Raw genomic sequence first — 15480 nt, 5'->3', positions numbered from 1 at the left:
CTGACGCGGATACGCAAGCGGGACACCACGGCCATCAAACCGACGGTGGAGTGGATTGAGGACCCGAGTACGATTCCGGACTCGCTTCGGGCCAGGGTGCTGGTCGACGACTCGCTGTTCTTGTACTACGAGTACCAGTTTGAGATCGAGGACCTGCTGCCGACGGTGCCGTACTGGATTAACGTGACGGCCTTTGACTACGGTTCGCCGCAGTCCGGGTTACCGTCGCTGGAGACGTCACCGACAGTGCAACCGACCGTGACGTACGCTTTGGAATCGACGGAGTCAATAACGTCGCGTGACAAGCTCGAGGTGTACATATATCCGAATCCGTACCGTCTTGACGCCGGGTACAACGCAGCTGGCTTCGAGGGGCTGGGCAAGAACGAGCGTGACCGCCCGGTCGACCGGACGCGGCGGCTTCATTTCGCCAACCTGCCGCCGAAGTGCACGATCCGGATATATTCGCTGGATGGAGACCTGGTGCGCAAGCTTGACCACGACATGGACTCGTCGGATCCGCTGTCAAACCACGAAACGTGGGACCTGATCACTCGTAACACTCAGATGGTGGTATCGGGGCTGTACTACTGGACGGTTGAGACGCCCGACGGCAAGTCGCAGGCGGGAAAACTGGCGATTGTAATGTAGCCCTTGAATTCAGGACCTGTTGGCCTGCATGATAAGCTCAGTGTTCAGGAGAGGCCGTCTTCGATTTCTGGCGGGGGCGGCCTTAGTTGTAGTTGTATCCGGCAAATGTGCTGCCCGGCATGAGGTCGGGACCTCAAAAGTCGAGGCGAGTCACGCTTACCGGCAGCGAATAGCTCTGGCCGCGCCGCAGATCCTGTACACCGCGCACAACCGGGGCCAGATTCAGTTGGCGCTGGCCAACAACGGCACCTTCGGCACTTTCGGCGATATCATCCCCGATCCCTTCACCGGCGAACTTATTCCTTCCTGCACCTATCCCAGAAACTCTGAACTGACGTACCTTTGGGTCGGGGCCTTCTGGATCGGGGCCGTTATCGGAAGGGACACGGTGGTTTCCGTGGGTTCGGAGGATTTTTACGAGACCAGCGAATTCTGGCCGGAGGAGCCCAACCTGGGCGGCAGGTTCAAGTACAACTCGATCGACATCAATAGCAAGTTCTACAATCCGCAATCCTCGATGACCGCGTATTCGGAGCAGGACATTTACTGCGAGTACTACGATACGTTAACGGACGTGGGGCTTACCGGCCAGGACCCGGTTGATCTCCGTCTCCACAAGCCGCTGGGCATAAAGGTCTCGCAGCTCTCCATGGCGTGGAGCTATGACTACGCCGATGATTTCATTCTTTTCGACTACCAGATTGAGAACATCGGGACCGAACGCCTGCGCAAAGTCTACATGGGAATCTGGGTGGACGGGGACGCGTTTCACATAACCCGGCGAAGCGAGGTGGGCTGGAACGATGACGTGGTCGGTTTTCTCAGGTCCCACCCGGCCCCGGAGGGCTGCAATTTCATTGACACGGTCAACATTGCCTACCATGGGGATAACGACGGCGACCCGATCGGCGGAGCGTGGGACTATCGGTCAGTCCGGAGTGTCATCGGAGCGCGCGTCGTGAGAACCCCGGCCGATACGCTGGAATTTTCCTTCAACTGGTGGGCCACCGACTATTACGATCAGGCGCGCGACTTCGGCCCCCGCCGACGCGGTGTCACGGGCGATCCATTCCGCAGTTTCGGCAGCCGCCTGGGCACGCCGGAAGGTGATCGAAACAGGTACTACCTCCTGAGTCATAAGGAATTCGACTATGATCTGTACTTCACCGCCGTAGACCATTCCGGTGACGGCTGGCTGCCCCCACCTTCCGAAGCCGCAGATCTGGCCAACGGCTACGACTGCCGCTACCTGCTCTCGTTCGGACCTTTTGATATCGAACCCGGTCAGGTGCTGCCGGTGTCTTTTGCCTGGGTCGGCGGAGAGAACTTTCATGCGAGTCCAACCGCATTTGCGGACCTGTTCAACCCCCGTGAACCGCAGACCTTTTACAACACCCTGGACTTCTCGAAACTCGCGCTGAACGCCCGCTGGGCCTCCTGGGTGTACGATACGCCGGGCCTGGACACCGACGGAGACGGAGACCGCGGCCGGTACCGGATTTGCGGCCAGGACACCATGGGCGTGCCGGTCGATTCAATTGACACCACGGGTCTGGATCTCTACTGGTACGAAGGTGACGGCGTCCCTGACTTCAGCGGCGCGGGGCCGCCTCCGGCGCCCCTCTTGCGGGTAATCCCAAGCGTAGGCAGGCTCACCATCCGCTGGAACGGCTATTACTCCGAAACCGAGGATGATCCGTTCCTGGGAATGCCGGATTTCGAAGGATATCGGGTGTACGCGGGCCTTGACGAACGGGACCAGAGTTTCACCCTGCTTGCTTCGTACGACCGCCAGAACTACAGCCGCTACCGGTGGAAGGACGACTCGGAGGGCATCCCCGCATGGGTCCTCGAGGAAACGCCGTTTACGCTGGATTCATTGCAGCGGATGTTCGGCAACCCTGATTTCGACCCGCTGCACTGGACGCGGGCAAACCCCTTCCGTTTTGACGGTGAGGTCTACTACTTCGAAAAACAGGATTTCAATGTATCCGACCTGGGCCTGCCCAACGGCATCCGCAAAGCATATCCGGAAATCGTCAGCCCGCCGCCGTCCGATCCCAGGCTGTGGTCCGAAAACGAGGTCACACGCGAGCACGGAGTGCCGCTCCCGTCGTACTATGAGTACGAATACGTGTATGACAGGCTTCTGGCAACCATCCCCTATTACATCGCCGTGACCGCCTTTGACTTCGGCTCTCCGGCGGTGGGCCTGCCGGCGCTGGAGACCGATCCGGTCAACAACCACGTCGTGGAGTTCGCGCAGTCGCCGGCTGATACGGTCGAGGCGCACCGGCTTGACGTTTACATCTACCCGAACCCGTATCGCCTCGATGAGGGGTACCGCTCCAGGGGATTTGAGGGCAGAAGGACCACAATGCGCGACCGGCCCGACGATCGCGTGCGGCGAATTCACTTTGCGAACTTGCCTTATCGGTGTCGGATTAGTATATACAGCCTTGATGGCGACCTGGTTCGCGAATGGGAGCACCAATTCGAGAAGGGCGCGCCCGGCGCCATGCACGACAGCTGGGATTTAATTACTCGGAACACTCAGCTGGTCGTTTCTGGTTTATATTATTGGGTGGTGGAATCGGAGAACCGCCACCAGATTGGCAAGTTGGTAATTATTCACTGAGAGGACCTGACCATTCTTACGCATCCTGGAACGGCGCACATCGCACTCGCATCGATTTTCCTGGCCGTCGTGATTCTTCTGGGGGGCACTGAGGCACCGGGCCGAAATCTGCCCTCGCCACCCACTGTCGGGCTCGTCGATACGGCCAATACGATTTCATCCGACCCCTGGCACCCGGGCAGGCCGGATATCGTTCCCCGCGCCTCGGCGGCCCTTCCCAAAAGGCGGCTGACCGTGCACAACCAGAACAACGTCCAGATGGTCCTGGGCAACTCCGGCAATTTCGGCTGGGCGGATTACTACTGGAGCCAGTGGACCAGGGACCCGTTCTCCGGCGAAAAGATAGCCACCGTTCACTACCCGCGAGGCAGCAATATCCGGTACCAGATGAACGGCACTCTGCTGCTCGGCGCAATTGTCGGCTATGACACCCTTGTCAGCACCGGCAACGCCGAGTTCTACCCGGAAGAGGGCCCACTGGGAGACTTCCGTTACCGGTCGATAGATGTCAACCATCCCAAGTTTGATCCCGAGGCAAACTCGCAAATGGACATAATCAGCGAATACCTGGACACGTTTCACGTGTATGCCTCGCCGGACCTCCGCGCTCACCTGCCGCTGGGAATACGGGTCGTACAGAAGTCCATGGCCTGGGCGGGTGAGAATATCGATGACTTTATCCTTTTCGAGTTTCGGCTACAGAATATCGGCACCAAGCACCTCAAGGAAATGTACGTCGGCTTCCGGGCCCACGGCGGCGTCAATTACCACGGCGAGTTCGACTACACCTTGAGCCAGATGGATGACGTGGTGGGATTCCTCGACGAGTATCCCGCCCCTGAAGGTTGTGAATACGTCGACACTCTCAATGTCGCCTACCAGATGGATGCTGACGGGGATCCGGTCGGGGCCAGTTGGATGCATTACTCTCCACGGGCGGCAGTGGGCATGCGCATCCTCGGCGTACCCTCGGATGACTGGAGTGTCAATTTCAACTGGACGTCGGAACTCGGATTCTGGGGCCCGCGCTTCAGCCCGCGCCTGCGACCGACCCTTGACCTGCCGTTCAGGGACTATCTGCCCCATTTGACCGAGCCCGTCAAGGACAATGAGATGTACTACTATCTGGCCAACCCGGAGATCGACTACGACCAGCTGTGGACGGCGGTGAACCAATACTCTGCCGGGTGGCTGCCTCCGCCGCCCAGTTCGTTCGATCACGCCATCCATGCCCGCCCCTTTTATCTGATCTCCGCCGGGCCGTTTGATATGCGCGCGGGAGAGTCGAAAACCATCGCCCTGGCGGTCGTCGGCGGCACGGACGTCCACGTCAATCCGTGGGATTTCAGCTCCTACTACCGGCTCTACGATCCGTCGCCGTACTACCGGACTCTCAACTTCTCTAACCTGGCCCTCAATGCCCGCTGGGCGGGCTGGATTTACGACAACCCCGGGGTCGACACCGACGGTGACGGGTACCGGGGAGAATACCGCGTCTGTGGAGTGGACACCACGTGGTACCGCGGTGACGGCGTGGCCGACTTCAGAGCCGACGGTCCCCCGCAGTCGCCGATGCTCCGCGTCATCCCGAGTGAGGGCAAGCTGACGATCAGGTGGAATGGTTACTACACGGAAACACAGCGCGATCCCTTTACGAACCTGCTCGACTTCGAAGGATACCGGGTGTACGTGGCGCTCGACGACAGGCGGTCCAGCCTGACCCTGCTGAGCGTCTACGACCGCGAGAACTACGACCGCTTCCGGTGGACCAAAGGTCTGTACGAAACTTACTCGTGGATCAACGAAGACGTTCCCTTTACTCTGGATTCTCTTCGCCAGTTGTACCATAATCCGGACTTTGACCCCAGGTTCTACACGCGGCTCAACCCCATGAACATCAATGATACCCTGTACCACTTCGAGCCGCACAGCTACAACGCATCCAGCCTCTGCTGCATGGATAACATCCATAAGCTTTACCCGAACGCCGTCGATCCGGGGACCGACCCGTCCACCTGGAGAGATGAGGACGTTACGTACGAGCACGGTGAGCCTTTTCCCAAGTACCACGAGTACGAATACGTCTTCGACAGCCTGCTTCCGACCATCCCGTACTGGGTGGCCGTGAGCGCCTACGACTTCGGGTTCGCCGGCGGGAATATTCCTTCCAAGGAGAGTGACCCGCTGAACAACCTTGTCCTGGAAATGGCCCAGACACCGGCCGACACGGTCACGAAGTATCAGCTTGACGCTTTCGTCTATCCGAATCCGTGGCGATGGGACGGCCGCTACTCGCAGCTCGGGTATGAGAACCGCGACGGCATGGAGATTCCGGCGCGGTCAAGACGGATCCACTTCAGCAACCTGCCGCCGGTGTGCACGATATCTATCCATTCGATCGACGGCGATCTAATCCGCGTCCTGGAGCACTACTATCCCGAAGGCGGACCGGCGTCCATGCACGACAGCTGGGATATGATTACGCGCAACACGCAACTCGTTGAGTCGGGCATCTACTATTACGTGATCGAGTCCGAGGGACGAACACAAATAGGCAAGTTCGTAATACTAAAATGACCAGGTTGTCTTTACCAAAGCGCCGCAACAGGAAGCCGTGCGCGGCCCGCCGTCGGGCCGTCTTGTGCCTGCTGCTCGCGGGGGCTGTCCCGACCCTGATCGGCTCCTGCGGCAGCGAGGGTGAGAACCCTCGCCCGGTTGAAAGCATCCTGCCCCCGGATACTGTTGTTCCCGTGATCCTGTCGTACGCCCCTCCCGACGGTGACACGTGGGTGGAGGCCAAGGAACCCATCCAGGTTCGTTTCTCCGAGGACATCAAGCCCGGTTCGATCACACCCCAGACCTTTGTTATCATCCCCGAAATCGAAGCCGAGCGCCAGGTCTGCCGTACACAGGTCGCCTGTACCACCCTCTGGGCGCGGCTTGAGTACAGTACCGTCTACACGGTGACACTGACGCGTGATATCACGGACGAGAGCGGCAACCGGCTGCCGGCGGATTTCAGCTGGTCATTCACGACTCGCACGCCGCCTCCGGCGCCGGTCATCGCCGGATTCGCCCCCGTCAGCGCTCCCGTCGGGGCACCCGTTACGATCTACGGCACCGGTTTCGACACCGTGGCCTGGGAGAACCACGTCCGCTTTAACGACGACACTTCCATCGTGATCATCTCCACCGACTCAACGATCAAAACGGCGGTGCCCGCCAAAGTGACGACGGGACCGATTGTGGTGCAAAACCAGGTAGCCATCGACACTTCGTCGGCCGACTTTGTCGCCCTGGACCTGCCGGACTCTCTGGACAGCCTGTATAACGGGACGTGCACGCTGATCGAACATTTCGATACGGAATCGGCCGACACGTTTAATCAGTATGTTGTCGTGGACGTCCGGTCGATATCGGGTCACTTCATCTACCTGGACACGGACCGCCAGTCGGAGTCCGAGCGGGTATTCTGCGACATCGCCGGCAGGGTCACCCTGACTGACGAGGGTGTGCTCATTGAAGCCCTGCTGCCGAACTTCCCCTACAGTGACTGTGATACAGTGCGCAATCCCAACGGGCTGTTCGGTGCGGGCGTGCGAAACGACACGCTCTTCCTGGTCCAGTACTTTCTGGATCAGCAGCTTTACCGGGGATTTGTGCTTGCCCGGCGGTAACGGCTGCGATCTGGCGCCCGGCCGCCTCCCCTCCCCTGTGTTCCTGAGCGTTATTCAGCCGAGCTTTTGTGGTTGAACTTGAACGGCAACCGCTGCCCGAACCAGAGATACCCGGCGCAGGCGACAAGGGCGAGAAGGGAAATCAAAAACCAGGCCAGCGCCGGGTCGGCCTCAAAGGCGTCAAGGAAGATGCCGCCATACAGGGGACCGAGCGACCATCCGGCGGTCACGAAGAAACCGTATACACCCATGTACCGGCCCATGCGACCCTCCGGAGCCAGCCGCGAAGTAAGAGTGAGAGACGGCGGGGACATGAACATCTCGCCGGTCGTGACCACCACGATGATCAGCATGAAGAAGCCGTAGTCCGTCAGCAGGCCGAGCGCTCCGTATCCGATGAAGTAAAGAAGTGCCCCCAGCGCAAGTTGTGACGTGAAGCGCAGCGGTGCCAGAATACGCGTGACGGGGATCTGCAGCAGGGCGACCATCAGTCCGTTGACGGCGAACAGCAGGCCCAGGCGGGATTCGGGAATCCCCACCATTTCCACCGTATAGACCGAAAACGGCGCCACCAACTGCGCTACAACCAGGTACAGGCACAGAATGAGCACCACGTGGCGGGCCAGGTTCCGGTCGTTCCGTACGGCCATCAGGTCCGAGAACCTGAATTGCTCCTGAGAACGGGAGGGGCGCGGCACTTTAAGGAAAAGCCAGAAAACACCGGCCGAGATCAAAGTGATGACGGCCGACATATGGAACAGGATGGCGTACGAGTGCGCCGCCAGAAAACCTCCGATAGCCGGCCCGGCCGCCCACCCGAGATTGCCTGCCGAACGGGAGATCGCATAGCCGTCCAGGCGCTTCTCCGGCGGAAGAATATCGGCGACCATGGCGTTGACCGCCGGCATAAAAGCCGAGCCGACGATGGAGTTGACCGTGAGCAGTCCTGCCACCCACCAGAAACCCATGTTGTACTGGATAACCAGAGCGAGAAAGAAGAAGCTAATGGCTCGAACCCACTGCGTGTGCACAAGCAGCAGTGATCGGCCTATTCTGTCGGACATTTCGCCGCCGACGGCCTGAGAGACCGATCGCACTATGGCCATAGCACCAAAAAACAGGCCGATCTCGGTTGTGCTCATGCCGAGGACGTTGTGGAAGTAGATCGCTATGAACGGGATCGAGGCGGCGAAACCGAGGGCGCCGACGAACCAGCCACAGGCCAGAATCCAGAGATTCCGGTCAAACTGGGCAAAAAAAGCTGTCAACCTTTGAATCACGGTTTCTTCCCGGATGCCGTACGACTGTCAGTGATCGGCCGGCTGTTCGCCGTACCTGCTTTGCAGTAATTGGGCGATGCGCTCAAAGCCGTTGATCGGATATTTCTCCCAGCCTGCTCCGGCCATAGCCGCCAGACGGCCGCTTTCACGAAGCTGATGGACTGTCGGCCCCAGTTCCCGGGCGGCCGCGCTGCTGTCCAGCATCTCAGCCACACCGTGGTCGAGCAGAACCTGCATGTTGCGGGGCGCAAACGGCCCGATGGTTGGCCCCACGGCGAACATCGGCAAGCCCAGCCCGAGCGCCCAGTTGGTGCGTTCATGCGAGGGCGCCACCAGGTAGTCGAATAAGGGGAACAACTTCGAGGACAACGACGCTTCTTCCCTTCTCGACGAATACGTCACCAGAGTAGCTCCCGGCAGATCCGCAGGGATCTGGTCGCAGGGATCGACAATCTCCAAATGCCGGCACAGTCGCCTGAACTCCCCGGCTGCAACTCTTGCCACCCGGCCGCCACGGCGAGCAAACAGGACCGCGCGGCCCCCTGCCGAGACCGCTGAGACGGCGGCCTCGACAAGTTTGTCGACGTGAATCGCGGGCTCTGCGCCTGATGAGAAAAAGGCGCCGGTCAACACCGCCGAGGACGCCAGCCGCTCCATGCGAAGCTCGTAACTGTCAGCAGCCTGTCTGGCTATTGCGGGTTCGATGCACAGGCCGCTGACAACCACCTGATCCCTGGCGTATCCCGCCTCGACGAATGACTCCGCCACCCGGCTCACGGGCACGAGCACGGTCGAAGCACCCATCACGAGCGATTCGGACGGAGCTGCGACTTCGCCATGCTGGTAAACCAAGTTCTCTCTCCCGCGGAGAATGCCCACGAGGATCGGGTGAGCCACGACCAGTGGTTCCGCGCCGGACAGATGGGCCCTGCGGATATCACGTCCCATGACGTGAAGCATCAGTCCGGGTCGATTGTAATCAGTGTCCGACCGAATCGCCCCGTACACCTTACCGGCAATCCCGCCCGAGGACCCTTTTCGGTAGAGTACATTCGCCGTGCGCCAGGCCAGGCGCGACAGCCCACGGGACATCTCGAAGACATCACTCTGACACCGGACCAGTTTTACGTGACCCCGATGCACCAGCTCATCGATAATACCGTCGAGGTAGAACGGATGCCCACGCCCGATGTTCGTATAGAGAAAACTGACCTTCTTGGCTGACGACACCATCCCTCCCGAATCCTGCAAACATACGAAACAGCCGGGAGTAAGTCAATCGGAGCACCGTGCGCCGGTCGAGCGGTCCGTACGATGTCCCGGCCTCGAAACGACGATGGACGGGCGGCCGGCTACGAACCGGATTCCATCAGCTTTTGCAGTTGCACGGCGCTGGTGGGGGCGTGCCCCGAGTAGTGGTTGTTGAAATAGGCATAGATATCAACCGGGCTGCCGGAGAACCGTTTCAGCAGGTCGCTCCACCAGGCCAGGTCGTCGGTACGTTCATTCCGAACGTAGCTGAAATCTTCACTGATCTTCTTGCGATCTCCGAGGAAGCGGACATAGTGGAAGTCGGCCGTCTGGACCGCCAGACGCGGCATCCACGGATGATCAACCAGGCACAGGGACACGTTTCGCCTCTTCAGGAGTGCATAGAAATCCTCGCACAGCCAGTTACGATTACGCACTTCCACCGAAAGGCGCAGGTCGGTCGGAACCGAATCGATGATTGTCTCGAGCAGAGGGCGCTGGTCAGGTTTGAAGCTGTACGGGAACTGCAGCAGCAACGGACCGAGCTTGGGGCCCAGGCCGCGCATCACGGAAGCGAATTCGGCAGCCGCTTCCAGGCGGGCGGAGCGATCACCTTCGTGCGTCACGGTGCGCGGGAACTTGGCGGCAAACACAAAGTGAGACGGCGTGACCTCGACCCACCGTTTGACCATCGCCTCGGCCGGTATCCGATAATAGGAAACGTCCAGTTCGACGGTGGCGAACTGACTGGCGTAGAACTTCAGGAAGTCGGCTTGCGGGCAGAATTGCGGGTAGAAGTTGCCCAACCAGTCACGGTAGCTGAAACCGGACGTGCCTATACGCAAACGACTTGAGACCACTCCCCTGTAACAGCGGCCAAACCGGTTTGTTCGATCATTTCGCGCCGGGAGGCGCGGTCGGTCTCATGGTCGGTTGCGCACGGGCCGGTCATTTACTATCTTGGCCCAAAGTTAAATTGACCCTCATATTTCGGAGAACCGAAGTGAAAGACAAGCGCAACGAGATTCTCGCCCGCCAGCTCATAGACTACTCCACTGATCTTCAACCCGGAGAGGTACTCTACCTGGAGATCAAGGGAAAGGAGACCCTCGAGCTTGGAAAAGAGGTGATCAGGCTGGCCACCGAAAAAGGAGCCACGCCGTTCTGGTACTACAGCGACGAATCGCTGATTCGACAATTCGTCGGGAAAGCCACGGACGCCCAGTTCAAGAAACTGGCCGAGCTTCATCTGGAGTTGATGAAGCGAACCGATGCCTACATCGGCCTGCGCGGCTCGGACAACCCCTTCGATCTGGCCGACATCGACCGCAAGCAGATGGAAAAACAGAACCAACTCTTCTATAAGCCGGTGCATCTGGAAGAGCGCGTCAAGCGGACCAAATGGGTAGTTCTTCGGTATCCCAACAATGCCATGGCACAACTCGCCGAGACCTCACAGGAAGCCTTCGCCGACTACTACTACGACGTCTGCTGCGCCGATTACGCCAAGATGTCTCGTGCCCAGGATCGACTCGTGGCACTGATGAAGACCGTCGACCGGGTGGAGATCAAGTCGCCCGGCACGGACCTGAAGCTCTCCATCGAGGGCATTCCCGTGGTCAAGTGCGATGGAACACGGAATATCCCTGACGGTGAGGTGTACACGGCGCCCGTGCGCGATTCGGTCAACGGCACGATCACTTACAACACCCCGTCGCTGCACCAGGGCAAGGCTTACACCAACATTTCACTAACGTTCGAAAAGGGCAGGATCACGAAGGCTACGTGCCAGGGCGACAATGAGAAACTCAACGAGATATTCGACACCGACGAGGGTGCCCGATATGTCGGTGAGTTCGCCCTGGGAGTGAATCCGTTCATTCTGCACCCCATGCGGGACACGCTGTTCGACGAGAAGATTGCCGGGTCGCTCCACTTGACCCCGGGACAGAGCTATGATGAGGCACCCAACGGCAACCAGTCGGCAATTCACTGGGACCTGGTGCTCATTCAGCGGTCGGAATACGGCGGCGGCGAAATCTATTTCGACGGCAAGCTCATTCGCAAGGACGGCGTGTTCACCGATCCTGACCTGGAGAAAGAGTTCTCCAAGGAGAATCTCAAACCCCCGCGGATGGATTGACACCGGCTTTGGGCGCGTCAGAAGCGGCTTCGAACGACGGATAACTGAAGCGCCGGTCGGTCTCGCGACCTGACGCTGACGGAAAACGAGGAAATTGCGGCACATCGGGAGCATTTATGGATATAGTTGAGTTCGCCATGCAGATGGAACTGGACGGCAAAGCCTTTTACGAACGCGCAGCCGAGGCCACCGCCCAACCGGAATTGAAGAAGATTCTGATCTACCTGGCCGAAGAAGAGGAACGTCACTATCAGGTTTTCAGACAATTACACGACGGCAGGGCCGACCGGGCAGAAGAAGAGCTTGACGGCAACAGCGGGTCGCTGTCGGCTCCCCGGAACCTTTTCCTGGAACTGGCCGGGCAGGGTCCGGACCAGAGCTTCGGCGATGATGCTCGGGCCGTCTGGACCGAGGCGCTCAAGATCGAAGAGGCGGCCGTGAGAATGTACAGTGATGAAGCCGCAAAGGAGAAGGATCCGGCGCGCAAAAAGCTCCTGAACCGAATCGCCGACGAGGAACGCGACCACGTCTATCTCATCGATAACATGCTCTCTTTTATAGCTGATCCCCAGACCTTCGTCAATTCCCGGCAGTTTGCCGATTTCAGAAGCTGGGAGGGACATTAGCCGGATTCCGGGGCGACGTCTCTTCGCTCTACCCGATCCTGCAAAGCGGCCGGCACCGGCCGAGCATCCAAAACGCCGAACTCTCCCCTACAATTCGGTTATGATTACGCCCGCCATGACGGAGAGCCCGCCAATGACGAACGCCAGGCCGATCTGTTCGCCAAGGAAGGAATAGGCGACCACCGCCGCGATCACCGGCTGGACGTTGTGGTATACGGCCACGCGGGATGCATCCATATACTTGAGCACCCAGTACCAGAGGACGTACACGACTACGGACAGCCCCACCGCCATGTAGACGACCGAGCCCCAGGCTGCAAGAGATGCCTGCGAGTAGTCGTACCTCAGTGCCCAGTACAGACCGAACGGGATGTATATGGCTGAGCCGATGGCGAGCGCATACGCCGTCATTCGGAGCGCTCCGTATTTGGCCACCAGCGGTTTCCCGATAATCGTGTAGTAGGCCCAGGCAATCACGGACACGATGATAATCAGATCGCCGAAAAGATACTCAGTGCCCACCTCGACGGCCCCGGAGAGCATGATCGTCATTACGCCTGCCGCGGCGATCAGAAAGCCGAGCAGGCGTCGCCAGATCAGTTTCTCCTTGAGATGAACAAGAGCCAGCACGAAAATCCAGATGGGTGTGGTTGCGAATATAAACGCGCCATGTCCGGCCGCCGTGAGGGATTGACCCACCAGGAACAGAGTCTGGTTGAAGGGGATGATCAGAACGCCGAGCAACACGACCTTCGGCCAGTCTTTGCGAGCGATCGGAGTGCGGTAACGCCTGAGCCGGGCAATGCCCAGCAACAGGACCGAGGCAAGCAGGTAGCGAAAAAACGCAAAGGTGAACGGTTCTATCGTGTTCAGCCCGTACTTGGCGATAGGATAGCAGATCGAGGCGACCAACTGGAGAATAGCGATCGCTCCGACCAGCAGAAATGTGGCCGGCTGTTTGACCGTACTGCTATTTTCGTGCTGCACGCACCGCGTCGTCCATGCCTAAGGTGTTACTTCATATATGTGCCGCAACTTACCATCACACAACCGGCTATATGAGCGCTTTATTCGCCCCGCCGTCCACCGGGATGGAGCAACCGGTGATGAAGGCCGCTTTTGTGCCGGCCAGAAACGCAATCAGCGCCGCCAACTCTTCTGGTTGACCTACCCTTCCGGCTGCTGCCGCCGACGCAAAGCCGGCCATGATCTCGTCAGGGGTCTTGCCTGCGTTCTCGGCCCTAGTTTGGGCCAAGCTGATCAGCCTCTCGGTAGCGGTGTAACCCGGACAAACACAGTTGGCGGTGATACCGTGGCGGGCGTAGTTATTCGATACGGTCTTGCAGAAGGCGGTCACGCCCGCACGATAGGTGTTGGACAGGATCAGGTCGTCTACGGGCTGAAGAACGGCAATCGAGGTGATGTAGATCAGGCGACCGAATCGGCGTTCGATCATGCCGTCAATCACCGCCCGAGTCAGACGAACGGCCGGCCGCAACAGCAGGTCGCAGGCGTCATCCCAGGTTTCGGAGGAAAGGTCGGTAAACTGACCCACCGGAGGTCCGCCGCTGTTGGAGACAAAGATATCTATCCGTGCCCGGCTCACGGTTTTGCACAAGCGGTCGAGATCCGCCTCATTGGACAGGTCTCCGGCCAGGACGTTCGGTTTTGTGCCCGTCGCGGTGGCAATCGTCTCGGCTACTTCGTCCAGACGCTCCTCTGACCGCGAGTTGATTGTGACCTCGGCTCCCTCGGCCGCAAGTTCCATGGCGGCCGAGGCACCAAGTCCCGACGAAGCCCCGGTCACCAGTGCGTGTTTGCCTGTCAGTTCAAGATCCATCAGCGCTTTACCCCCGCCAGCTCGCCCGGCAGCGCCGCCGCCGTCCTGCATCCGCGTTCAAAGTCGCGGACCCGAAAGCGTTCGTTGGGCGAGTGAATGTTGTCATCGTACTGCCCGAAACCGATAAGCAGCGTATCCAGGCCAAGGATAGATTTGAAGTCGCTGACGATCGGGATCGACCCGCCCTCTTTCATGAAGACGGGCCGTTTGCCGAACCCGGCCTTGACGGCGCGGGCGGCGGCCTCCAGCCAGGGCCCGTCAGTCGGCACAACCACTCCCCCGGCGCCGCCGAGCTTGTCCACCTTTATCCTGACCGTTTTCGGCGCGATCTTTTTCAGGTACTTCTCCAGCTTGTTGCAGATGTCCGTCGGGTCCATGTTCGGCACCAGGCGCATGGTAATTTTGCACGAGGCCATCGACGGGATTATCGTCTTCGTGCCTTCGCCCTGGTAGCCTCCCGTGATGCCGTTGACGTCCAGAGTTGGACGGCACCACGACCGTTCCAGCGTGCTGTACCCTTTTTCGCCGAAGAAAGCCGGCACCCCCAGTGATTTCCTGAACGACACTTCATTGAACGGCAGCCGCCTGAACTGCTTCCGTTCCCACGGTGTGACGGGCCCGGCATGCTTGTAAAAACCGGGGATAGTTACCCGGCCGTTCTTGTCGTGAAGCTGCCCCACCATCCAGCAGAGGGCATTGACCGGATTAGTGATCGTCCCGCCGAACGTTCCGGAATGTACGTCCCGGTTGGGTCCGTATACGAAAACCTCGGCGGCGGCGATACCTCGCAGGCCGAAGGTCACGGCCGGCAGAGTCTTGCTGAACTGACCCGTATCCGAGACGGCGATAATGTCGGCCTTGAGCATCTTGCGATGCTTCCTCAGAAAACCAGGCAGATTGGCCGAGGCCGTTTCCTCTTCACCTTCGATCAACATCTTGACGTTGACCGGCAGCGTGCCGGTTGCCTTGATTAGCGCCTCGAGGCCCTTTACATGGGTAAAGGTTTGCCCCTTATCGTCGGTCGCTCCGCGGGCATAAATGTATCCGTCGCGTATCTCGGGTTTGAACGGCGGCGACTTCCAGAGGTCCAGCGGTTCCGGAGGCTGAACGTCATAGTGGCCATAGTACAGCACCGTGTTCGCACCGGGATTGACAACGTACTCGGCATACACGACCGGGTGACCGCCGGTCGGATAAGTACGGGCCTTGAACCCGATCCCCTTGAGATGATCCACCAGCCAGCGGGCACAGGCCACCATGTCTTTCCGGTGCTCCAACTTGCCTGAGACTGACGGGAAACTCAGCAGACGGAAAAGTTCACCCATGCGTTTCTTTTCGGTTTTCTCGAGATACTCAAATGCGGTCATGTCGATC

The 15480-nt window shown here is 59.3% G+C and carries 12 protein-coding genes; 6 read left to right on the top strand and 6 right to left on the bottom strand.

What is annotated here, in order from left to right; all coding sequences use genetic code 11:
* The 4 genes from VMY05_09765 to VMY05_09750 all read left to right on the top strand — a co-directional run.
* Positions 1-651: hypothetical protein (locus VMY05_09765; protein ID HUV31361.1), on the top strand; the 651-nt coding region annotated here is incomplete at its 5' end.
* A gap of 28 nt (positions 652-679) precedes the next feature.
* Entirely contained in the window at positions 680-3289 is a 2610-nt protein-coding gene (locus VMY05_09760; protein HUV31360.1) for a hypothetical protein, read from the top strand.
* Between the two features lie 234 nt (positions 3290-3523).
* Entirely contained in the window at positions 3524-5866 is a 2343-nt protein-coding gene (locus VMY05_09755) for a hypothetical protein (GenBank protein HUV31359.1), read from the top strand.
* Positions 5863-6966, top strand: coding sequence for an Ig-like domain-containing protein (locus tag VMY05_09750; GenBank protein HUV31358.1), 1104 nt, complete (start codon positions 5863-5865; stop codon positions 6964-6966). The genes VMY05_09755 and VMY05_09750 overlap by 4 nt, the downstream gene beginning before the upstream one ends.
* Before the next feature lie 50 nt (positions 6967-7016).
* Here the strand turns inward: VMY05_09750 and VMY05_09745 are convergent, their stop codons facing one another.
* From VMY05_09745 to VMY05_09735, 3 genes are all read right to left on the bottom strand, one after another.
* Complete coding sequence (locus VMY05_09745) at positions 7017-8246, bottom strand: MFS transporter (GenBank protein HUV31357.1); 1230 nt, start codon at positions 8244-8246, stop codon at positions 7017-7019.
* Between the two features lie 27 nt (positions 8247-8273).
* Positions 8274-9479, bottom strand: a complete 1206-nt coding sequence (locus VMY05_09740; GenBank protein HUV31356.1) for a hypothetical protein — start codon at positions 9477-9479, stop codon at positions 8274-8276.
* 119 nt (positions 9480-9598) lie between these two features.
* A complete protein-coding gene (locus VMY05_09735) occupies positions 9599-10342 on the bottom strand; it encodes a DUF72 domain-containing protein (GenBank protein ID HUV31355.1) in 744 nt (247 codons plus the stop codon).
* Between the two features lie 158 nt (positions 10343-10500).
* Between VMY05_09735 and VMY05_09730 the strand changes: the two genes are divergently transcribed.
* Positions 10501-11640, top strand: coding sequence for an aminopeptidase (locus tag VMY05_09730; protein ID HUV31354.1), 1140 nt, complete (start codon positions 10501-10503; stop codon positions 11638-11640).
* A 116-nt stretch (positions 11641-11756) separates the two neighbouring features.
* Positions 11757-12266, top strand: coding sequence for a ferritin family protein (locus tag VMY05_09725; GenBank protein HUV31353.1), 510 nt, complete (start codon positions 11757-11759; stop codon positions 12264-12266).
* An 87-nt stretch (positions 12267-12353) separates the two neighbouring features.
* Here VMY05_09725 and VMY05_09720 read toward each other — a convergent pair whose 3' ends face one another.
* The 3 genes from VMY05_09720 to VMY05_09710 form a co-directional block, all read right to left on the bottom strand.
* Positions 12354-13253, bottom strand: coding sequence for a DMT family transporter (locus VMY05_09720; protein ID HUV31352.1), 900 nt, complete (start codon positions 13251-13253; stop codon positions 12354-12356).
* Between the two features lie 67 nt (positions 13254-13320).
* Positions 13321-14106, bottom strand: a complete 786-nt coding sequence (locus tag VMY05_09715; GenBank protein HUV31351.1) for an SDR family oxidoreductase — start codon at positions 14104-14106, stop codon at positions 13321-13323.
* Entirely contained in the window at positions 14106-15473 is a 1368-nt protein-coding gene (locus VMY05_09710) for a dipeptidase (GenBank protein HUV31350.1), read from the bottom strand. The genes VMY05_09715 and VMY05_09710 overlap by 1 nt, the downstream gene beginning before the upstream one ends.
* Between the last annotated feature and the right edge of the window lie 7 nt (positions 15474-15480).

Source organism: Acidobacteriota bacterium, from assembly GCA_035529075.1.
Taxonomy (GTDB): Bacteria; Zixibacteria; MSB-5A5; order GN15; family FEB-12; genus DATKXK01.
Note: the sequence above shows the minus strand (reverse complement) of the source record. Positions and strands in the feature narration are given on the sequence as shown.

Excerpts from the sequence above, each read along its gene's own strand:
- VMY05_09715 (HUV31351.1), bottom strand. The coding sequence starts at position 14,106 with ATGGATCTTGAACTGACAGGCAAACACGCACTGGTGACCGGGGCTTCG.
- VMY05_09710 (HUV31350.1), bottom strand. The coding sequence starts at position 15,473 with ATGACCGCATTTGAGTATCTCGAGAAAACCGAAAAGAAACGCATGGGT.
- VMY05_09750 (HUV31358.1), top strand. The coding sequence starts at position 5,863 with ATGACCAGGTTGTCTTTACCAAAGCGCCGCAACAGGAAGCCGTGCGCG.
- VMY05_09760 (HUV31360.1), top strand. The coding sequence starts at position 680 with ATGATAAGCTCAGTGTTCAGGAGAGGCCGTCTTCGATTTCTGGCGGGG.
- VMY05_09725 (HUV31353.1), top strand. The coding sequence starts at position 11,757 with ATGGATATAGTTGAGTTCGCCATGCAGATGGAACTGGACGGCAAAGCC.
- VMY05_09740 (HUV31356.1), bottom strand. The coding sequence starts at position 9,479 with ATGGTGTCGTCAGCCAAGAAGGTCAGTTTTCTCTATACGAACATCGGG.